This window comes from Pseudomonas hefeiensis, assembly GCF_030687835.1.
GTDB lineage: Bacteria > Pseudomonadota > Gammaproteobacteria > Pseudomonadales > Pseudomonadaceae > Aquipseudomonas > Aquipseudomonas hefeiensis.
On record NZ_CP117449.1, the window covers coordinates 3,477,303 to 3,496,930 of the forward strand.

Sequence of the window (19,628 nt, forward strand, 5' to 3'; positions counted from 1 at the left end):
TGTACGATCACACCTCACACCTCACACCTCACACCTCACACCTCACACCTCTCACCGACGCCTGGCGCTCAGGCATTTGCCTTGCGTCCCAGAAACATGAGCAAAGCCAGAGCGGGCAACAATGCCACCGTCACGGCAGACAGGTTCCAGCCGAAGTGTTCATACAGCGGGCTCGCCACCAACGAGCCCAAGGCACCGCCCACGAAGATGCTGGTCATGTAAACCGCATTCAGGCGCGCGCGACTGTGCGGGTCGATGGCATACACCTCTCGTTGACCCAGCACCATGTTCAGTTGCACGGCGAAATCCAGCAGCACTGCACACACCACCAGCCAGAGGTAGCTGCTGCCAGGCAGCGCCGCGATCAATAGCGAGACGGGAGCCAACAGCAGCGCGGCCAGCGTCCCGCGGCGGCCATGCCCAGCATCGGCCAAGCGCCCGGCAATCGGCGCTGCCACTGCACCAACGGCTCCGACCAGCGCAAAAATCGCGACCTGCGCCTGACTGAACGCGTGGTTACGCATCAGCTCGATGGGCGCAAGGGTCCAGAAGAGGCTGAAGCTGGCGAACAACAAGCCCTGATACAACGAACGTTGGCGCAGGACCGGATGGCGACGGGCAAGCGCAAACACCGAACCGATCAATGCCGGGTATGTGGCCTGATGAGTCGGTACACGACGCGGCAGCGCAGTCGCCATAATCACGGCGATGACGGCCATCAGTGCCGCGGCGCTGAAAAACACCCCGCGCCAGCCGAACACTTCCACCAGCAGGCTCGACAGCGGACGTGACAGCAGAATGCCCAGCAACAACCCGCTCATGATGTTGCCCACAACGCGCCCCCGCGTTGCTTCCGGCGCCAGATGCGCCGCCAGCGGCACAAGAATCTGCACCGCCACTGAGGTCAGTCCGATCAGCAAGGACAATATGAGAAACATCGACGGCGAATGCGTCAGACCGGCACACAACAGGGTCACGCCCGCGGCGAGGGTAAAACCCACGACAAGGCGTCGGTTTTCCATCAGGTCGGCCAGTGGCACCAGCAGCAGCAAACCCAACGCATAACCAAATTGGGTGAGCGAAACAATCAGACTGGCATTGGCGCTGGACAGGCCGATCTGCGGCGCGATCAGTTCAACAATTGGCTGAGCGTAGTAAAGGTTGGCAACGACCGCGCCGCAGCAAAACGCCAGGAACGCGACCATCAGGCCGGAGAGTGAAGCAGATTGTTCGGCCTTGGCCACTGCCGCCGGGCTACCCGTGAGCATGATGACACCTCGTTGAGTTCGGGAAAGTGGTGTCAAGGCTAAAGGCAGCGGTCGCTCCGCAGAATCCACCCCATGAGCAATTGAGTGATGCGCCCTACGCAACGCGCACTCGCCTTGCGCTTGGCGCAACAGGCTATTGCGCGATCCGATGAGGTCGGTGAAGAGCGCGTGGGTGTGCGTCTGACACCCATGGGGCGTTTCATGGGTATGGGCGATGAACCCCCTGAGGCTAAATTCGGCCATATCGTGCGTTCGCTGAACCACTGGAACCTGGCCTACCTGCACCTCGTCGAGCCGGCCTCCAGCCGCCCACATCGCCCTGCCTCCTTAGCGCTACACTCACGTCATTGACGTACCACGCCACCGTTAGCAGGGAGCTCAACGTGCACCCAGGCAAAAGCAGACCCACGCCACCTATACAACACCAAACGAACACTCCACCCATCGTCCCAAGCGCCGTAATCCTGCCTTATCTTGGCAACTCACCGATCTGCCCGATCAAGAGCCTTGACGGGAGGACCGTGTGACCACTCTCATTAAAAAGTATAAATGGCCCGCCTTATTGGCTGTCGCGCTTGCTGTGTTTTCGGCCTTGATATTCTTTTTAGTCAAGTCCTACACCTACGACGCCTCCACCTATTTCGAATCCCGGGATTTCATCCGCCAACTCAAACAATCCGACGCCAACTGGAACGTCAAAATCCTGCGAAAAAAGATCGGTATCAATAACAATTTGTCGCTGACCCCGCCACCGGAAGCGGCCAGTCGATGGGAGCAATTGGAACAGCTCAACAATAGCGGCCCGCTGGCGGCCCTTTGGGCGTCCAGGCGCCAGGGCTATGTGGATGCGGTGAATAACAAAAGCCTGCTGGTCGAGCAGTTCCAGCAACACAACACCCGCCTCCGCAACGCTCTGGATGCGCTGCCGCTGACCGAGGACGAGATCCAGACACAGCTCAAAGAGACCGACGCCGAAAGTCCGATGGATCGCCTGGCGATTGCTTCCAGTATCCTTGATCTGACATTGACAACGCTTGAATACGCACTTTATGTCACTTCGGACAAGGCCCAGGAAGTACAGAGTCAGCTCGATGCACTGGAGCAATACATTGATCGGTTGCCTGTCTCCTACCAGACGTCTTTCATCGCCCTGGCACAACATGTCGAAGTCATCATCCAGGAACAACCGATCGTCAATGACTTCCTCGATCGAATCAGCGTTATCCCGGTCGCCCAGGAACTGGACAGTATCAATGAGCTGTTGAACGAAACCCAACGCAGGACAGCCGCGACAGATCGCCAATACCATATTTACCTGGCCGTGTGCGCCGGCCTCATGGCCACTTTGATGATCTACCTTGCCGCGCGGTTGGTTCGCAGTTCCGCGCTCATCACCCAGATTAACCATGAACTGCAATCCTCCAACGAACGGCTGGAGGAGCGGGTGGAAGATCGCACTCGCGAGTTGATACAGGCCGAGCGCGAGTTGGTGGAGGCGGCGCGAATGGCCGGCATGGCCGAGATCGCCACAAACGTGTTGCATAACGTGGGGAACGTTCTCAACAGCGTGAACATTTCGGCGGACCTGGTGACCCGCAAGTTGAAAAACAGCAAGACGCTCGGCCTCGGGAAGGCGGTAAAGATGATGAATGAGCATGCCGAGGACCTCGGCCAGTTCATCACCCTTGATGAAAAAGGAAAACTGCTGCCCCGTTATTTCAATGAACTGGTCGAATCCATCAGTGCCGAACAAGGGCTGCTCATTGAAGAGTTGGCGCAACTGACCAGAAGCATTGATCACATCAAGGAAATCGTCACCACCCAACAAACCTATGCCGGAGCCGCAAGATTGATTGAGCCGCTCAACGTCAGTGACCTGTTTGAAGATGCATTACGTATGAACTCGGGCGCGCTGAGCCGGCATCATGTCACGGTCATCAAGGATTTTCAGGACGTCCCCATGATCCTGGGAGACAAGCACAGGTTGCTGCTGATCCTGATCAACCTGATCAGCAACGCCAAATTTGCAATGTCGAATGTTTCCGGGCATCCGCGGGAAATGACGCTGGGGATCCGGATTGTCGATCAGACGACGTTACGCATCAGCGTCAAGGATCGAGGCGAGGGCATCGCGCCCGAGCATCAGGCTCGAATCTTCAATCATGGTTTTACAACCCGCAAGGACGGCCATGGATTTGGCTTGCACAGCTGTGCTCTGGCTGCGGTTGAAATGAATGGCCGTCTCCACGCCCAGAGCGATGGGCCTGGTCAGGGAGCCCTGTTCACCTTGGAGATCCCATTGGAACTGGCCAATACCTGAACCACTGCGGCGAGTTGGCTGCGTGCGCAGCATCTTTCTGGGTTACGCACGCGCAGCCAACTCTGCCCAGCGAACACGAGCTTCTGGCGGCGCTATTGGGTGTTCACAGGCCGTTCGCTTCGGTTCCTGCGCACCGGCAACGCCGCTGCGTAAGCCAGTGCTTCCTCACGGGAAGCAAAGGAGCCTAGCCGGTCCACCTGGGTGCAGACCCGCCATGGACCGCTGTTCACACTGAGTACGTCATAACCGTTGATGTGCACTTTCGTTAGCATCGCAGCACTCATAGTTACCTCCTGCTAGATAAACCAAAGGTACGCCCTTACCTTACACTCAGTTGGCACCCGGGCAGCAACCGGGCGTCGCAATTTCCAGGGAGCGGCATGCCCGTCAGGGTGACCCCGGCCCCCACAGCCTGTCCCACAACCCAGGCAGTTGCACCGGTTCGGCGCTGTCCTTGACGGTGCGAGCCAGCGCTGCTCGCTCAAGCGCCTGACGGTCGTCATAAAATGGCTTGGTGTCGGTCTTCACCCCGGTAGCCTGAGCAGCCTCGATCAGAATCTGCAGGTACTCCCGGGCGTGTCGGGCGGTGTAGCGATTGAGGTCATGAAAGGTCACCACCACGGGGATGACCCCGTCAACGGCAGGTATCTGCCCGACGGCGATACGTTCGCGCACTTCGCTGAGCTGACGTATAAGGTTTATTCGCCGTCTCGGACTGGCCGTGATGCCCCAGACTTTGCCGTCGTTGGCGCTCAGATCGGTGAGCAACATGTGCAGGCCATGGCGCCGGTAGGCCGTGAAGGTGCGGGTGTCGAAGCTCCAGAACGGCGGCCTCACCAGGCTGGGAGCTGCCCCCGTGATGGTCGCAATGTCGGCGCGCCCCTTGAGCAGCGACTGCTCCAGGTCATCAGGACTGAGGAACCGGTGGTTGCTGTGGCCGGAGGTCGCGGTATGAAAGCCCAGCACATGCCCTTCCTGCTGTTCACGACGCATCACCGAACGCCCGATATCGCTGCCACCGGCCCGCGACGCTCGAGTCTGCACGAAAAACACCGCCTTGATCCCCGGCTGCACCGGGTTCTGCGCCAGGGCGTCGAGCACGGCCATGCTCGGGTTCCAGAAAGATGATGCGCTGGGCCCGTCATCGAACGTCAGCAGAAAGCGGATCGGCGGTTGCGTGCGAAGGCGTTGTTCGGTCTGCGCAGTCAGTTCGATGGGCGCGCCAATGCACCCCAGCAAACCGCTGGCAAGGGCTACGAGAGACAGCACCCTGGCGATAATTTTCATTGTGTGCCTTTTATGGTTATCGCACTGACTCGCCTACGATCCATGGCCCTTGGTGCCCAAGCCCAGCTTGGAGAAGGTTAACCGGGTTTGGTTCCCGGCCGCGAGCCTCGCCGCTGCCTCCCTGATTTTTTGACCGTCTGGAGATCCGATGGAATTTTCCGCACGCCCCTGCATCCATCCGTATAGAACTAATTAGGGAGGATTTATGGGCGGGCCATCGCTTTACATCATCGAATACACGCTCCATGGCGAGCCCAAGTCATTCATCATTCGTGCCGAAGTGATGAACAACTCCGAAGCCTGGCATTGGGCCAGTTGCGACGCGGGTGTCGGGCGCATCCCTAAATTCGGGAGGGAAAAGGTCAAGCGGGTGTCAAAGCCTCTTGCAGAAAAATACGGTATTACCGATGTGCGCTGGCGAGCCAGCGTCGCGCCGGCCTGGGTAAAGGAGTCGGGCTGAGTCAGGAAAATCATCCTTGGGCGTACCGGCCGTCCGGCCGGGCGCCGCATTCTTCGTCTAATCCGAAATAACTCAACTACGCTTAACTATCGGTATGACCCGCTTCTGGCGGGCTTTATGCTGCCTCATCCACCCTGAATGGAGGTGTGACATGTCTGAAAAAGAGTCCATCACCACTGTGCTTACTTTGCTGGAATCGCGTCAGGCGCGATTGGCGGCAGCCTGCAAGGAAATCGCTGACTGGGTCGACCACCAGGGCGGGCACCCCACCGCCGTGCGGATCCGGGACCGCCTCAACGACATCGAAAAAGACGCCCCCTCTATCCAGAGCGCGTTGACGTCTCTCAAGCCCGACGAGCGGCCATTGCCCAAGTTCCGCTAACGCAATGCGCTGCACAGGTTCTTCCCCAAAGCTCTACCGGTTGGAAAACCGATGGAACGCCAGCGTTCTTTGCACCTCGATATTGATATGTATCGGAGTAAAGCCGCCATAGGGAGAACCGCCATGTACGCCAGAATCCTGCTGCTGATTGCCTGTGCCAGCCCTGCTGCCGCCCTGGCGCAAGGCTGCGATGTGATAACTCAGTCCCAGAGCCAAGCGATACCGAAGGTCGAAACCCATAGTTGTTACGAATACAAAGGCGTGCCAGCCGAAGCGATTGGCTGGTCGTGCAGCAACGAAAGCAAAGGTGCACTGAGCACTGAAAAGAACCGGGTCGAACGTTGCGCCCAAGGTTATGTAGCGACATGCCAGGCCCGACTGACTCAGGAAGCACTGGCCAATCCGCACTCAACCAGCAAGGACCGCAGCGGCGAGTCAGCCAACATCCCTGACAATGCGCAAGTCACCTGGTACTACTACAACGCTGACCAATTGACGCAAGCACAGAAAGACTGCGAAACCACCGGTGGGCGCTGGAAAAACCAGTGAATGATCAAGGCCCTGCCCTAGCCTTTGCTGTGCTCTGGCGACGACGGGCCTTCCTTCACACCGCGAGGGCCGGCCACGCCCCAGATGACCAGGCCTACCACAGGCAAGATGATTAACAGCAGCGCCCAGCCTGCCTTGGTCCCGACCGTCTTGTCACTGCGAAAGACACTGATGATCGCCCACAAATCCACAAGCAGCAGAAGCACCACAACGCCGATCCAGAAATAACTGACTAATTCAGACATGGCCCAATCCTCTTAAGGTCTATGGTTTAGGCACCCCCCCTGACGGTGCGTTCAAAGAATCTGCCATCGCTCCCCCACGCCCGGTATTTGGTCTAGCCCCGCTCATTCAGATAGGCCACCCACTGTTCGTAAGCGTCATGCTGGCGCTGCACAGCCTGCTCCCAAATCACCCCGCTCGTTTGATGTGCGTCGATGAGCGCCATCATTTCTGACGTGGCCGCGTCCAGTTCCACGAGCAGCTCGTGGGATTTGATTTTGAAGTCTTCAACCGTGGTCATGTTTTCTCACTTCCCCTCTAGCCGAGGTTGGCTATCCACCCAACATGGATACGTTTTTTCCAAGCTGATTCAGCCGAGGCGATGATCGGTCCAATGCCCAGGCCTGACAGATAGCGAGTGCGGAGTTGAAATGAAGTTCAGTCTTTCGCCGATTACGGCGGTCGTACAGAGAGGCCCCCGGTAGATCTGTGTAGACAGTCCGTGCTGACATCGGGCCTGAATATTGCATTTATATTTCAGATTAATGACAGCCGCTGATTGAGCAAGTCCATGAGAGTTCGAGCAACCGTCATCTGCGAGGAAGATCGCCACATCTTGCTCGTGCGCAAGCCCAACAGCCGATGGGCACTGCCTGGAGGCACAGTGGAGCGCGGCGAAACCCATGCCGGGGCGGCACTACGCGAGTTGGCCGAAGAGACCGGGCTGGACGCGCATAACCTGCTTTATCTGATGCGCATCAGCGACGGCGAAACCGAACACCACGTATTCGAAGCCTCGGTCACGGATTCAGAGACGGCCAGGCCACAGAACGAAATCAGCGACTGCCTCTGGCATCCGCTGGACGCTATCGCGCAACTGCAAATGAAAAAGGGAACCCGGGAAATTCTCGAGGCATTTCGGCGCAGGTTGTGAGCGCAGCTTGGATAACGTGGTTTCACGGAGCAGAAACGAACAAGGGTTTGCATCAGCTTTCGCTCGCAAACCCTTGATTTTAGATGGTGCCCGAAGCCGGAATCGAACCGGCACGCCCTTACGAGCGGGGGATTTTAAGTCCCGAGTGGAAATCAATCAGGCCGCGCCTTCCAATAGGTTTTCTGGTCCGCAATCACTCGCAAAACGCTGCCATGCAGCCCAATGTTTCCGAATGCCTCGAAGTGATTGCGGTCCGGAAAACTTGCACAAATTCAATGCGGATACGCCCAGTTGTTCCGATTATCGCTTCCGACATTATGCCGATACAGCATATCTTAGACTTGCGTATAGCAGTCATCTCCGGCGTCCTGCCGACCGATCACCCTCTCCTTCAAACTGCTACGCTGATTTCTTCTAACAAGGAATCGTCTATGCCCAATTCAGACCTGCTCCCTTCCCTGCTCTACAAAATCAACGAAAACCAGCTTGCCCTCGAGGCGGCCATTCTCGAGCTGTCCGGCTGGGTCGAACAGCGCGGCGCGGCCGACGTCGCCGACAACGTGCGGGGCGCTCTGGACACGATCGATAAGAACGAGGAGTTCATCAAGATGGCGCTTGCGGTCCTGATGACACCTGAGTGACCTGCTCATGGTTATCAACCGCCGGCTTTACATCGTCCAGCGCCACCCATGGTTGGATGTTTGCACCGAACAGGGTGCACGTTGGGGAATGAGGGAATTGCATTGATCTATCTACCTCTTGCTGCACTCCGCCGCAGCGCTTGCACCTGACGGTTCCATTCAAAATGGACCAGTTCTGATGCCAGGCAAGGATCTTATCCAGGGGCGTCATGCTGCTGATACCTGTACAAAATATGTACAAAACATACTAACCCCAAGTATTTTTGCCTTCAAGACGAGGTTGAAGATGACAGCGGGCAGAGCCTCCAGCGCCGGGCTTTTCGTATGTGCCCGCCAATTTGGCGAGGCATTAATAAGCCATCATTTACACTCGGCTGTCAGGGTCTATGCTTAGGCTCCTCCCTCCCTGCCTGCAGGACACCGAATGGACGTCCTAAGCAAGCTCGATCTTGAACGCCTTCTTTCTGATCGGCTTCCGCAGTGCATTGTCACGTGCTCGATTAACGAAGACGGATGCTTATCGATTAACGTGGCTGGCCCAGGCACAAACCAGTTCACGATCTCACAGATAGAGCGCAGCCATTATCACGGAGAAGAGGGAATCCATAGACTTGTCCGCGAGATCCTGGAAGAGATGGTGATGTCACGACAAGATACTCATCTGCTCGACTAGTGTGCCCGGCCCAGCGCCGGGCTTTTTATTATGTGCAACCAGGGTGCGGAGCTGATCAGGCCTATCGCTGATTCACTTCTCTGACGTACGCCTGGCACGCCTTCAGCGCGATCAACCCCCGGTCGCCGTCGTCGGTGATTCCGATAATTCTTTGAGCATGCGCTGGGTCAAGTTCGGCTCTTGCTCTTCCATGAACCATGCCGACGGCGCCGGCGGTGGCAGGCACTCCGTTGCAACTGGCTGGATCCTCGGCAAGGAGGACTGACAGCCGCAAATCAGCAGTGGCAAGGCGATCACGCAGGCGAGTCTGATTCGTTTGAGCATCGCTCAGTTCCTTGTGGTGGGTTTGGTCATTGGCGGCCAGCCGCTGTTCCAGGGCCAGGCGTTTGCCCTGCTCCGCCTGAACCTGGGCTGAGGCCACGCTGCCGATTTTGTCCAGGTCTGATTGATGCAGGCCAGCCTGCTCAGCCAGCTTCATCCCGTAGCGCCAGTCCTGAACCTTCCATATCGCGCTCATGGCCAGGATCAGCGCCACCGCCACACCGGCGATCAGCAGCTTCAGCGTGGCGGGACTCATGGGACGTCCTTGAAGAAGATGTGGTTGCCCAGGCGGAAGGTCTGGGTTGCGTCCTTCGACCAGTCCGGCGGCTTCGGCATGGTGGTGGCGTAGTAGTGGGTCGCACCTTTGGTAATGTCGGCCTCGGCACCGGAGATCACCAAATCCGCCGCCCGTTGGGCCTGGGCGAACTGCTTCGGCGGGATAGGCTTTGCGCCGCTGAGGTAGGGATAGTTCGGGTCGTTCTTGTTCCAGCAGCTGAACTGGTACGGCTTCAGGCAGACGACGGCGTAGCCTTCGCCCCACCAGGACTTGGCTTTACCGTCGTTCACACGGTTGCGGATCACGCAGGCCACGGCCACCTGGCCAGCGAAACTCTCACCACGAGCCTCCCCCCACAGCGTGCGCGCGAGGATGTCGCGGTCCCTTTCGGTTGCGGTCATAACTTTTCTCCAGGCAAAAAAAATCCCGCTCGATGGCGGGTTGCGACACTCGATTCGGGTCAGATGGTTTCGGATCTGAGGAGCATCGGCGACGCGATGATTTGAGGAATGGGCGGCTCGGCCGGCCAGACCGGCGACTCGAACCACCCGGGCTGCGTGGTCACCTTGCCGAGAGCGTACTTGTAGACCTTCCAGGCTTTCAGCGGTGCGGCCAGGGCGGCCTGCTCTGCCTCCTCCTCAGGAGTCGCCTCGCCAATCTCGATGCCGTAGCCCAGGGTATCGATGCGGTCCTGAATGCGGGAGATTTGCGTGGCGGCACGAGCGTTACGCTCAGCCAGGTCAGACTTCATGGCAGCGAGTTGAGCGGCCAGAATAGCCGCCGCCTTCATTTCTTTTGTGATCAGCCTGGACCAGTCGACCACGCCGTCGGTTATCGGAGTGGCAGGGTCCGGTTGAGGAGGAACGTAGTCCGCCTGTTCTGGCCCAGGGAAAACCACCACGCCATCGGGCACATTCAGCAGTGGCGATGGAAAGGCCTGCGCCTGGCTGTAGTTGCTGGGGTTGGGAAACAGCAGCGTGAGGGTCAGCTCACCGTTCACCCGTTCGATGTTGCCGGGCAGCCACTGGGAATGAATCGCATCGTAGGGCAGGGTGTCGCCCTCCCCAATCAGCGAAAGGTCGAACCGCACGGAGTTCAGCGTCAGGACGTCGCCCGACTTAACTGCAATCAGGGTGTCATCACGGCGCTGAGGGCTGAGAATAATTTTCATGCAAACCACCTCCCCACAGCTATGGCAGAAATGTAAGTTGAGGTTCCGCTCGCCCTGGTGAAGCAATCCCAGCCTCGCAGCGAACAACCGGAAGTTGAAGCAGCAGCACTACCCCCGCCCCAGCTGGCAGCACTACCCCACTTGAAGGCTCCGCATGTAACGACCGGTGCCGCGATAAAAGCCATGGGAAACACCCAGGAGCGCGATCCCTGGAAGACTGATCCATACGCATCGCTGATGCTCTGGTCAGTCACAGTGATGGACAGCGTGCATATCATCGTCCCGTCGGCGAACTTCACGTAGGCACCGTTCGGATTGCTCCCCGACTCGATGACCGCCCCCGTCGGCACCCCGCCCACCTGAGAGACCGGGCCAAGGAGATTCCCGGTGTCATAGACCTTGCGCCATGGCGCCCAGGTGCTGATATCGGTTTTCAGCCGAAAGCCCAAGGCGCCTTGCGCTCCCCACCCCATGACGAGCTGAGATTCAACGTTGCTCGATCTGTGCAGATGGAAGCCCATCGGATAGGAGCCCAGCAGCGACTGGTTGTGCCCAGGCGGGGCGGCGATGGACGAAGTGAACATCTGGTTGGCTGTGAAAAACGAGTCCATGCTGGTGGCGCCATCGTAGCTTGAGCCGGTGGAGCCGAGCCCAAAACCTGCCACCTGCAGCAATCGACCAACCGTGGTGTCAAATACAGAGGTCGTCTTGACCAGGCCCAGCGCCGTCTGGGCCTCCGCCTGAGTTGTGCCACCCGTGCCCCCCTTGCTCACCGGCAGAACGTCATAGTTACCGGTTGTCTTCAGGGCCGCGAGCTGGGCGCCGTAGGTGTTGACGATGGCCCGCAGTGCATCAGCCGAATCCTTCACGTAGCCCTGCATTGGCGCCAGCGCGTAGCTGCCACCAGATGCAGTCGAACCGATATACGGGGGGTCGATGGAAATCGCGGTATTGCTCGCCACGTTTGTGACTTCATACCAACGGCCATCCGGACCACGAAACGCATCACCAACACGGGCATTCACGATGAACGCCGTACCGGCTCCTGTTACCGCATTGGAATTCAGGGTGACGGAAACCGTCCCCGACTTGTACCAGGGCATAGGAAGTTGTCCTTTATAGTTTTGCGAATACGGCAGGAAGGAAGAAAGCGAATGGATTGCCGGAGCCAACTGTCAGTGCGTACAGATTCCCGCCGGAAAAATCCCACCAACAATATAAAGCTCTATTAAAAGGAGAGTCGTTAAGCATTGGCATGCTGAACGTGTTTATCAGCATGTACTCACCAGCCGGAAAGTTGAAATTAACTCGATAATAATTCCGGGGCTGTCCTTGGGCCGCAGTGTCTGTTTTTACGTAGGTCCAGTTTTGGAACGAGCGAGTGAACCTCGCATAGGGTGTATCGCTATCGAATAACAGCTTCGAGCTACCGTCCCATATCCGCATTCCATAATCGGCAAGTGCCGTGGCTGCGAATCCGCACGCAAAATATGCCCCATTGGGCTGCAGCGTGTTCTCGTCATAGGCACGAACGTAGAAGCCGGTCCAAGCGCCTGGCGACCCAATAACGCGCATCCAGCACAACCCAGCAATTCCAGTGCTACCAGCCGGACGGATAAAGACTAGCGGAGGTTCCTGGCTGGTGATCGTTCGTGGAAACGTGGTTACCGACCCAAGCCCCGACTCTTGTGTCGGCTGGTAGGTCCCTTTTGCCAGCACGACGAGCCGAGTAAATTCGGAATCAACTGTTACGACATTGCTGTCGTTTGTGAACTCTAGTCCATATGCCATCAGGAGAACCTTATTACAATTAGGCGCATCGTTGAGCTGGTCGTGCTGCTGTACTGAGCCCGACCTCGAATGAAGCTATAGACTCTGACTGCACCGCTGATAACTTCAGTCTCCAACTGCATATCGACGCTAACGTTATAGTTTCCAATCGGCACAACAAACGCAGCGCTATTGGTTGTTGTGATTCCGGGAACTGATATTGTTTGGAAATTAGCGGAGTTGCTTCCCGTAACGACTCCGCTATATACAACCCGCATTGTGAACGACGACGGATCGAGGGTGACGTTTCCATTCTCATCCCGGATTTCTAGTCCATAGCTCATGCGGTCAGGTCCCCGAGTTGCACCCGTTTAATACCGTTCTCGTCGTAGACCTTGATAGCTCGGTTGGTCATGGTCAGCCGGCCACCACCAGGGGCGGGACCGTTGAACTCTAGATTCCCGGCTTTATCCAGACGCCAGCCCTGCACACCGGCAACATAGTTGTCCGACTGCAAGGCCTGGCCGATCTTCAGCATCGTGATACTGCCGTCCTGGATGAAGGCGGAGTTCATGAACACCTGGCCGCCCTGGACCGCGAACGGCACAGAGATAGCGCCGCCGGCGATGGTGTTGACGATCGCGAAACGGTCAGCACTGACCAGGAACTGGCTTTGCAGCGTCCCGCCAACGTTTTCAATCCCAAGGCCAATGCCGGCCGCGACATACTGCCCATTCGCGTTTACCTGCATCTTCACCGACCACATGGTGTTCAGCTTTCCGCTGGTATCCGCATAGGCTTCCGACGTTTGCTGGATGGCCGCTGAGTTTGCGCCCACCTTCACGCTCAACTGATCGATCTTGGTCGCCGTCGACGACTCGCTGGTGACCACCACCTGCGACAGCTCGGTGATGTTCGCCTCGCTGCTGCCGAGCTTTGCGTCCAGGGTGACCAACTGTCTGGCGAAAGCCTCGTCCTCCGAGGCCCTGACGCTACGCTCAGCCGCAATGGAAGCCGTGCTGTTCCAGCCGTCGATGGCGTCGTTGAGATCACCCTCCCCGTTGTCATCGCGATACGACGCACGCAGCGCTTCGAAGGCCGTGGCCTGGGCTGTGACAACCCCGTCAATTTCGGTGATATCAGCGGTGTTAGTGGCCACCTGCTGCGCCAGACCGTTTGCCGTCTCGACCGACTGGCCGACATCAATCCAGTAGGCGGCGTTCGGTGGTGGCGTATCGATCGGAACCTGGACTTTCGCCTGATAGATGCGGCCATCTCCGACAACCATTTCCCCTGGCTCATACACTTCATCCGGCTTGTAGGCCGACAACCCATCAAGCGCATCGATCTGGTCCTGAAGACCGGGAATCTTGTTGATCTCGTCCAGGATGTCCTGACCTAGTTCTGTCTCACCTATTTGACCGGCGATCATGTCGAGGATAGGACCTGCTTCCGAGCTCGACTGCCCCTGGACCCCAATCCCAACCGGATACCATGGTCCAATGTTGCCGATCCGGTCCACCAGGCGAGCCCAGAAATAGAAAGTCACCCCAGCGGCCAGGCCCAACAGGGAAAAGTCGCTTTGTGGGTATGCCAGATCAGTGAGCTTGGTCGATGCCTCCTGATCAGTGGTTGGGCCGTACCAAATCTCTGTCCGCTGGGTATCGCTCGATCCGTCGGGAAAGCCCCACTTGAGGTAAATACCAAACAGCAAGGGTGTGGCCGTCAGGAACGACACGGCCGGTGGTAGGCCATCCTTGCCGGCAAGTTCGGTCAGCACAGAGTTGCGCCAGATCGAGGAGATATCGAACGCACTCACGGCACGGACCCGGGCAACGTAAGCACCCGCATAGATGCCCACCACGTCTACGTTGGTCGAGCCGGTGCGCTGCACCTTGATCCAGTTACCGCTGTCCTTGCGCCATTCGATGTCATAGGCAACGGCCCCCTCAACCGCTGGCCAGCTGATTGTCATTGTGGCCACTGCCAACCCCTGAACAACAGAGGAGACCGAGGCGACTGTGACGCTCGCAGGCGCCGGGACCACGGTGATGGGGATCACGCTGATTGGCCGATCCTCGAGGCGTGCGCCGGTGTCGATGTGCGCAAACTTGCTCGGCTCGTACTGCAGAGCACTGATTTCAAAGTCGCCCTCGGTGGTGCGCTTGGTCCTCAGCACGCGATAGAGCGGAATCGCCAGGTCATCGGCATCGAGCGCCCACTGAAGCTGTGCCCGCGGCGCCTCGCTGTAGGCGACGGTAACGGTCACGGCGCGGCCGGCAACGCTCTGCACGGTGCGCCCTTCGGCGCGTCCGCCTGGCAGGTTGATAATCAGCCGATCGCCCGCCTTTGCTAGGGTGTCGCGGTCCAGGGTTACAACGCGACCGGCCACAGCCGAAATGCGCCCACCAATCTCCCGTCCAGCCAGCAGCGAGTCAGCCACTGGGATGATGTGGCCCGGGAGCGGGATCACGCCTTCCATGCCGGTCTTGAAGGTGACAGTGCGGTCCAGGTTGTTGCTCAGGATCGCCCACTTGCCCCGGCGCTGGGCCTCGGATGCGCGGGTGCAACCGATGGCGCTCAGCTCGGTTGGCCGGTCCCCGTAGCGGCGCTGGAGGTCCAGGTCCGAAAACGGAATGACGTCAGTGTCGTAGTTGTTCGACGGGTTGTCGTAGCTGACCAGGGCCCGGGTGTACCGGGTCTTCGCCGAAGCGCTGCCATACGAGAATTTCCCCTCGATGACGTTTGCCCGGGTGAAGACGTAGTCGAAGTCCTGCGCGCGCGGCATGTCGGCCTGCATGATCAGCTGACCCTGGGCCCAGTAGGTCATCCCGCGGTAAATGCCGGAGATATCCCGCAGCAGCGTCCAGGCGTCGGCCTTGCCTTGCAGGTTCATGTCGCACAGGAAGCGTGGCTCGGTTCCGCCAAGGCCATCGGGCACAAGCTGGTCGCAGTACTGGGCAATCCGGTACAGCTCCCACTTGTCGACCATGAACGTCTTGATGCGCTTGCCCAGGCCGAAACGGTCCTCGGTGCAAATGCCGTACGTGATCCAGGCCGGATTATTGGTCCAGGCCAGCTTCATGCTGCCATCCCAGGTGCCGGTGTAGGTGCGGCTGATCGGATCGTAGTTACTTGGAACCTGCCATTTCCTGGCCTTGCTCTTCACGGTGACGGCCGGAATGTTGGTGAACTGCTCGGCGTCGAACTCGATGTACAGCAGCGCGGTGTTCGGGTAGCGCAGCTTAGCGTCGATCACCTCAGTGAAGCCGGCGATCAGCATGGTGTCTGCGATCTTGTTGCTATTCTGGTTCGGCGTAATGCGGCGGACACGGATCTGCCAGCCGGTGGTTGCCTCGGGCAGGTCAACACGCTTGGAGCGCTCGTAACGGGTGGTGGTCTTGCCATCCACAGCATCGGTCAGAACTTGCTGATAGGCACCGCCGTCGGTAGCCACGTCGATGGCGTACTCGATCCGGTAGCCGCCAATGTTGCCTTGATCGTCCTGGCGCTGGAGCGCAGGCCAGGCAAAGCGGACGCGCACGGCCGAGAGCTGGGTGTTGGTGACCGAGCGGACCCATGGCGCATCACTGCGCAGCTCGATGTTCAGCGATGTCTCGTTCTCGACTGATGGAATGCCAGGGATATAGGTCTGATCGACAGACCCGGAGCGCCACTCCCACTTCACGTTCGGGAAGTTGACGTTGCCGCTGGCATCGTTGATTGGCGTGTTGTCGAGAAAGATGTTGGCTGCAGTGGGAGCCTCCTCAAACTCGCCCTCGCCCACCGCGATCAACAGCTTGGCAATGTTCGTGGAGCGCAGGTTGTCGCTGGCCTCGGTCGGGGACTTAGGCTTCTTGTCTCCGCCTTTCGCGCCGTGAATATCGATCTTGCGTGCTGCGCCCATACATTCCTCCAGGCGTAAAAAAACCGCCTCATGGGCGGCCTGCTTGCTGCGATATCGTTACTGTTTGTCTTCGGCGTAGATCGATGCGGAAATGATCATCCCGCCCCACCGGCGTTCGCCGATGCAGATCGGTACGGGGTTACCGCTGGCCGTGGTGTTCTTGGCACTGCCGAAGGCATAGGACGGTGCGTTCTCGGGGGAAGCGCTGGTCTTGAGGCCAGAGGCTTGGGGGCTGAGCATCTGGATTACACCACCGGCGACGAGAGCAATACCGACTGGCGCCAGCGCCTGGAAGCCAGGGATAAACGACGCGGCAATTAATACTGCGCCGATGATGGTCTGGAGAAGCCCGGCGCGCTTGCTGCCAGAAATCACAGGGACAATCCTGATTTCTTCGGTACCGCCCAGCGCGAACTCTTTCTCGGCCACGTTCTTCCGATTGCGGAAAATGGCAAACCGCATTCCTCTCCGCTCAAGATCCTTGATGGCCGTCTCGAAGCCTTCAATTGTGCATTTCAGCGCCTTGAAGGCCTCACCTACCGATTTACTACCAAGCTCGCGCCGGTGAACCCTGCCAAACAATTTGATCAGCGGCCCCGACAGCAGGATTGTCGTCATTGCGTGAGAGGTAGCATTTATGGCAGCCATGATTTCTCCGGGCATAAAAAAGCCGCCCTGAGGCGGCTTGATGTTGTTGTTCGCTTTACAGGCAGCTTCTCACCGCCTGCTCCATATCGCTTCGCCCATAACCTGGCGCCCAGGCCATGCGCTGGTACAGCTTTACAGCGCTGCCCTTAGACGTCTTGCGGATACTCAACAGTTCGTCGGTCATGTTGTTGGTCGCGGCGATCAGCCGATAGCCATGCTCCGTTTCGGACAGGGTCACGTCGCTGCGCGCGTCCTGCCATCTCGGGAGAACGCAAAGCGCGTACCGCTTCGGGTCCTTCCCCGTACTGGCCGAAATGCTGGGATCCTTCGACTCCAGTTCGCCAGGGGAAACACACCCCGCCAGCAAAGCAATAGCTACCGCGCCTACGAACAATCTCATGGGGTCACTCCTGTGGAAGATGGCCACAAGGTATCAGAAATGAAAAAGCCCAGCGGGTGGGCTGGGCTTGATGTTCAATCCTTTTTAGGGGTCGGCGCCGGAGGTGGAGCCTTAGGGGGCTGAGGCGGTAATACGCTTCTAGTCCGATCAGGATTAACGTTCATTCCATCATTAACGTGCTTGCGCTCCAAGATCATTGGACGCCCATTTTGATCATTCATTTCGGTTTCCCCTGCGGCTCTAGAAATTCGACCCATTGAACATCAGTATTTGCAACCATGAGGAACGATACTCCGTCCTGAGGCTTAGCATCCTCACCAACGATCCATGTTGGGTACTGCATAACAAAATGTCCATTTTCTGGCTCTGCAGGCCATGCGTATGGATACCCCATGAGCCTACGTCCATCTTTGAGATTCAGCACAATTCCGCGATCGGAAAATCGTAGGAAGGCGAACCTCCATTCGCCAACAGATGCCCTCGAGGTAAGGCCAACCCGTCGAGCTAATTTATAGAGCAAGTCATGCTGGGAAAGATAGGCCAACGAGAGGCCAAGGATTATTGCCAGCGCGAGTGACCATGTGGTGGCGACATTTGTTGTCCAGGCACCGAACGAATGCCACTGTCCCGCCCACAGAGCGACTCCAGCAATCACGTCGACAATGAATTTGATCGACGCAGTACAAATCAAGGCCTGAATCACCTGCTCAAACTGTGCGGGTTTTTTCGCATCTGCCAACCAATAGAAAACGACTGTCGCCAGAAATCCGGGCAAAAGCGCCTGTAAGACCGGTAATAGCTTTCCTGCAACGTCTTCCATACTGGCGATCTCTGAGTGAGTCCCTCGAGCATAGCGTCAGGCTGTTGGGATATCCAGCATGGACGAAAGCCCAGTAACTGGATTGGATCCCATCGTAGTAGCGTTGTGCCTCCAAACCAAACGAGGCGGTACCGCTATGGCGCGAGTAATCGAAGAAACAGTCCAGTACCTGAAAAAGACACCAAAGACCGTCCTGGGTGGCGCCGTCTGGGACACGCTTTACCAGATATCAAGCACTGTTCCGGTATCAGGAATCTATCGTTGCGAAGGATGTGGTGATGAGATCACCTCGAACAAGGATGACCGCTTCCCCCCTCAAAACAAACATCAGCACACCAACACAAAAAAAGTTGAGTGGCGCCTGATCGTCGAAACCCAAACCAAAGGTTAAAGGATTTCCCCAGTCCTTCGCCTGCAAGCCCAAGGACTGGGATTGCGCCAATTTCGGCGCGTTTATGACCTGGAGGTCAATGTGGCATACCAAGTAAAACCTTTCGAACAAGGCGTCCTGATGGCTCTGGCATCTTTAACCTATGCTCTCAAAAAATCCCCGGGCTTTGATGGAGCGGCCCTTGATGCCGCCGCTAAATTTTTCACAGAAGTGCCTGCCAGCGGATGCGCTGAAGGAGAAGCGTTTGATGCTTATGAGTGGCCGCTGAGCGTTGTCCAAAAAAGCGCAGCGGACATCGAAAAACTGCTGGAGAACAAAGGGAATTAACCCTTGGTTAGCCGCCAGACCGGTTCGCCGCTGGCGGTTTTTGCTTCTGATTCGATCACGCCTTTCATATATTTGTCCCGTGCGGCCATGCCGCTTCATGTGGTTGGTTGTGCATCTTTGTGCCTGAGAATCAGGCGCGTTCGGTCGAGCCATGGCCCGCCAAAAACGATGATCTCGCCCGGGCGGCCGTACAGGTGGTGCAGCAGGAACGGCCCGGGGCCGAAGGTCTCGGAATCCTCGCCGGGCAACCCCGGGTCTGAACCAAGGAATATCCCGGCATGGTTTGGGTAAACCGTCCGGCCAACCTCCATCACGATCATATCGCCGCGCTGTGGCTGGTCGACCCGGTAGAAGCCGGCGGCCTCATAGTTCGCCTCGTAAAGACTGGTGTTGTCCTTGCTCTCCCACCAGCCGTCGGCACGCTTGAAGGCTTCGAACTCAAGCCCCCACTCGCGCTTGTACCAGTCGGCGCAGACTTGCCAGCAGTCCCAGGCTCCGTGGACGAAGGGTCGCTTCAGCAGCGGCGTCTCACCGGTGGGCACCACCGTCCGCAGGTCGCCTTCCGGCCAGCTCAGGATGTGCCAGGGCATTGCTGTGGCTTCGCACATCGCCAGGTCTCGCGGTGACGGCCGGCTGGTGGCGTCCGGGTGAGAGTGAACGATCCCGATCACCTCGCCCAAGTCCTCCGCCGCGGCGTAATCCTCTGGAGCGATGCAAAACTCCTCGTTCGGCTCGGTCGCGATGTTCTTGCAGGGGAAGTACTGCTGCTTTCGGCCCAGGGCCAGCAGAAGACCGCAGCACTCTTTCGGGTACTCGGCCGCTGCATGAGTCTGGATCGCGGTCAAGATGTGTTTGCGCAT

23 protein-coding genes, 1 tRNA gene and 1 pseudogene are annotated in these 19,628 nt (G+C 58.1%); 9 read left to right on the plus strand and 16 right to left on the minus strand.

Translation table 11 applies throughout. The annotated features are described in order from the left end of the window. Positions 1–68: 68 nt before the first annotated feature. Positions 69–1,268, minus strand: coding sequence for an MFS transporter (locus PSH57_RS15325; RefSeq protein ID WP_305383875.1), 1,200 nt, complete (start codon positions 1,266–1,268; stop codon positions 69–71). A gap of 138 nt (positions 1,269–1,406) precedes the next feature. Between PSH57_RS15325 and PSH57_RS15330 the strand changes: the two are divergent. Beyond that, a pseudogene (locus PSH57_RS15330) lies at positions 1,407–1,568 on the plus strand (alkene reductase); the annotation flags it as partial. Between the two features lie 223 nt (positions 1,569–1,791). Continuing rightward, entirely contained in the window at positions 1,792–3,588 is a 1,797-nt protein-coding gene (locus PSH57_RS15335; protein WP_305383876.1) for a DAHL domain-containing protein, read from the plus strand. Positions 3,589–3,680: 92 nt separating this feature from the next. On the opposite strand, the gene PSH57_RS15340 is transcribed toward PSH57_RS15335, so the two are convergent. Then, positions 3,681–3,872, minus strand: coding sequence for a DUF2188 domain-containing protein (locus PSH57_RS15340; protein WP_305383878.1), 192 nt, complete (start codon positions 3,870–3,872; stop codon positions 3,681–3,683). Positions 3,873–3,975: 103 nt separating this feature from the next. Further along, complete coding sequence (locus PSH57_RS15345) at positions 3,976–4,875, minus strand: polysaccharide deacetylase family protein (RefSeq protein ID WP_305383879.1); 900 nt, start codon at positions 4,873–4,875, stop codon at positions 3,976–3,978. Between the two features lie 205 nt (positions 4,876–5,080). On the opposite strand from PSH57_RS15345, the gene PSH57_RS15350 reads away from it, so the two are divergent. The 3 genes from PSH57_RS15350 (at position 5,081) to PSH57_RS15360 (ending at position 6,266) form a co-directional block, all read left to right on the plus strand. Then, positions 5,081–5,335, plus strand: a complete 255-nt coding sequence (locus PSH57_RS15350; RefSeq protein ID WP_305383880.1) for a DUF6555 family protein — start codon at positions 5,081–5,083, stop codon at positions 5,333–5,335. 151 nt (positions 5,336–5,486) lie between these two features. Then, positions 5,487–5,717 (plus strand): hypothetical protein, encoded by a 231-nt coding sequence (locus tag PSH57_RS15355; protein WP_305383883.1) that lies wholly within the window; start codon positions 5,487–5,489, stop codon positions 5,715–5,717. A gap of 123 nt (positions 5,718–5,840) precedes the next feature. Further along, complete coding sequence (locus PSH57_RS15360) at positions 5,841–6,266, plus strand: hypothetical protein (protein WP_305383884.1); 426 nt, start codon at positions 5,841–5,843, stop codon at positions 6,264–6,266. Positions 6,267–6,283: 17 nt separating this feature from the next. Here the strand turns inward: PSH57_RS15360 and PSH57_RS15365 are convergent, their stop codons facing one another. After that, positions 6,284–6,511, minus strand: coding sequence for a PLD nuclease N-terminal domain-containing protein (locus PSH57_RS15365; RefSeq protein WP_256232942.1), 228 nt, complete (start codon positions 6,509–6,511; stop codon positions 6,284–6,286). Between the two features lie 92 nt (positions 6,512–6,603). After that, positions 6,604–6,789 carry a hypothetical protein gene (locus PSH57_RS15370; RefSeq protein ID WP_305383886.1) on the minus strand — a complete coding sequence of 62 codons (186 nt, stop codon included), beginning with the start codon at positions 6,787–6,789 and terminating at the stop codon, positions 6,604–6,606. A 270-nt stretch (positions 6,790–7,059) separates the two neighbouring features. Between PSH57_RS15370 and PSH57_RS15375 the strand changes: the two genes are divergently transcribed. After that, on the plus strand, positions 7,060–7,422 hold the full coding sequence (locus tag PSH57_RS15375; protein WP_305383889.1) for an NUDIX hydrolase: 363 nt from the start codon (positions 7,060–7,062) through the stop codon (positions 7,420–7,422). A gap of 84 nt (positions 7,423–7,506) precedes the next feature. On the opposite strand, the gene PSH57_RS15380 is transcribed toward PSH57_RS15375, so the two are convergent. After that, positions 7,507–7,584, minus strand: a tRNA-OTHER gene (locus PSH57_RS15380). A gap of 269 nt (positions 7,585–7,853) precedes the next feature. On the opposite strand from PSH57_RS15380, the gene PSH57_RS15385 reads away from it, so the two are divergent. Beyond that, positions 7,854–8,063 carry a hypothetical protein gene (locus PSH57_RS15385; RefSeq protein ID WP_305383892.1) on the plus strand — a complete coding sequence of 70 codons (210 nt, stop codon included), beginning with the start codon at positions 7,854–7,856 and terminating at the stop codon, positions 8,061–8,063. A gap of 734 nt (positions 8,064–8,797) precedes the next feature. On the opposite strand, the gene PSH57_RS15395 is transcribed toward PSH57_RS15385, so the two are convergent. The 9 genes from PSH57_RS15395 to PSH57_RS15435 all read right to left on the minus strand — a co-directional run bounded on the left by PSH57_RS15395 (position 8,798) and on the right by PSH57_RS15435 (position 18,050). Continuing rightward, the gene (locus PSH57_RS15395) at positions 8,798–9,313 is read right to left on the minus strand and encodes a lysis system i-spanin subunit Rz (RefSeq protein ID WP_305415886.1); all 516 of its coding nucleotides are present in this window, start codon (positions 9,311–9,313) and stop codon (positions 8,798–8,800) included. Further along, positions 9,310–9,735: a cell wall hydrolase gene (locus tag PSH57_RS15400; RefSeq protein ID WP_305390398.1), complete on the minus strand. Its 426-nt coding sequence runs from the start codon at positions 9,733–9,735 to the stop codon at positions 9,310–9,312. Before PSH57_RS15400 ends, PSH57_RS15395 begins: the two co-directional genes overlap by 4 nt. A gap of 59 nt (positions 9,736–9,794) precedes the next feature. Continuing rightward, complete coding sequence (locus PSH57_RS15405) at positions 9,795–10,124, minus strand: phage tail protein (protein ID WP_305416697.1); 330 nt, start codon at positions 10,122–10,124, stop codon at positions 9,795–9,797. Positions 10,125–10,501: 377 nt separating this feature from the next. Next, complete coding sequence (locus PSH57_RS15410; protein WP_305383897.1) at positions 10,502–11,608, minus strand: phage tail protein; 1,107 nt, start codon at positions 11,606–11,608, stop codon at positions 10,502–10,504. A 13-nt stretch (positions 11,609–11,621) separates the two neighbouring features. Beyond that, the gene (locus PSH57_RS15415; RefSeq protein WP_305383899.1) at positions 11,622–12,296 is read right to left on the minus strand and encodes a hypothetical protein; all 675 of its coding nucleotides are present in this window, start codon (positions 12,294–12,296) and stop codon (positions 11,622–11,624) included. Positions 12,297–12,615: 319 nt separating this feature from the next. After that, positions 12,616–16,182 carry a TipJ family phage tail tip protein gene (locus tag PSH57_RS15420; RefSeq protein ID WP_305383902.1) on the minus strand — a complete coding sequence of 1,189 codons (3,567 nt, stop codon included), beginning with the start codon at positions 16,180–16,182 and terminating at the stop codon, positions 12,616–12,618. A gap of 57 nt (positions 16,183–16,239) precedes the next feature. Continuing rightward, positions 16,240–16,830 carry a tail assembly protein gene (locus tag PSH57_RS15425; protein WP_305383904.1) on the minus strand — a complete coding sequence of 197 codons (591 nt, stop codon included), beginning with the start codon at positions 16,828–16,830 and terminating at the stop codon, positions 16,240–16,242. Between the two features lie 55 nt (positions 16,831–16,885). Continuing rightward, entirely contained in the window at positions 16,886–17,230 is a 345-nt protein-coding gene (locus tag PSH57_RS15430) for a hypothetical protein (protein ID WP_305383907.1), read from the minus strand. Positions 17,231–17,447: 217 nt separating this feature from the next. Continuing rightward, the gene (locus PSH57_RS15435) at positions 17,448–18,050 is read right to left on the minus strand and encodes a DUF6338 family protein (RefSeq protein WP_305383909.1); all 603 of its coding nucleotides are present in this window, start codon (positions 18,048–18,050) and stop codon (positions 17,448–17,450) included. A gap of 58 nt (positions 18,051–18,108) precedes the next feature. Between PSH57_RS15435 and PSH57_RS15440 the strand changes: the two genes are divergently transcribed. Next, complete coding sequence (locus tag PSH57_RS15440; RefSeq protein WP_305383911.1) at positions 18,109–18,441, plus strand: protein L; 333 nt, start codon at positions 18,109–18,111, stop codon at positions 18,439–18,441. A gap of 81 nt (positions 18,442–18,522) precedes the next feature. Next, positions 18,523–18,768 (plus strand): hypothetical protein, encoded by a 246-nt coding sequence (locus tag PSH57_RS15445; RefSeq protein ID WP_305383913.1) that lies wholly within the window; start codon positions 18,523–18,525, stop codon positions 18,766–18,768. A gap of 95 nt (positions 18,769–18,863) precedes the next feature. On the opposite strand, the gene PSH57_RS15450 is transcribed toward PSH57_RS15445, so the two are convergent. After that, the gene (locus PSH57_RS15450; protein WP_305383915.1) at positions 18,864–19,628 is read right to left on the minus strand and encodes a C40 family peptidase; all 765 of its coding nucleotides are present in this window, start codon (positions 19,626–19,628) and stop codon (positions 18,864–18,866) included.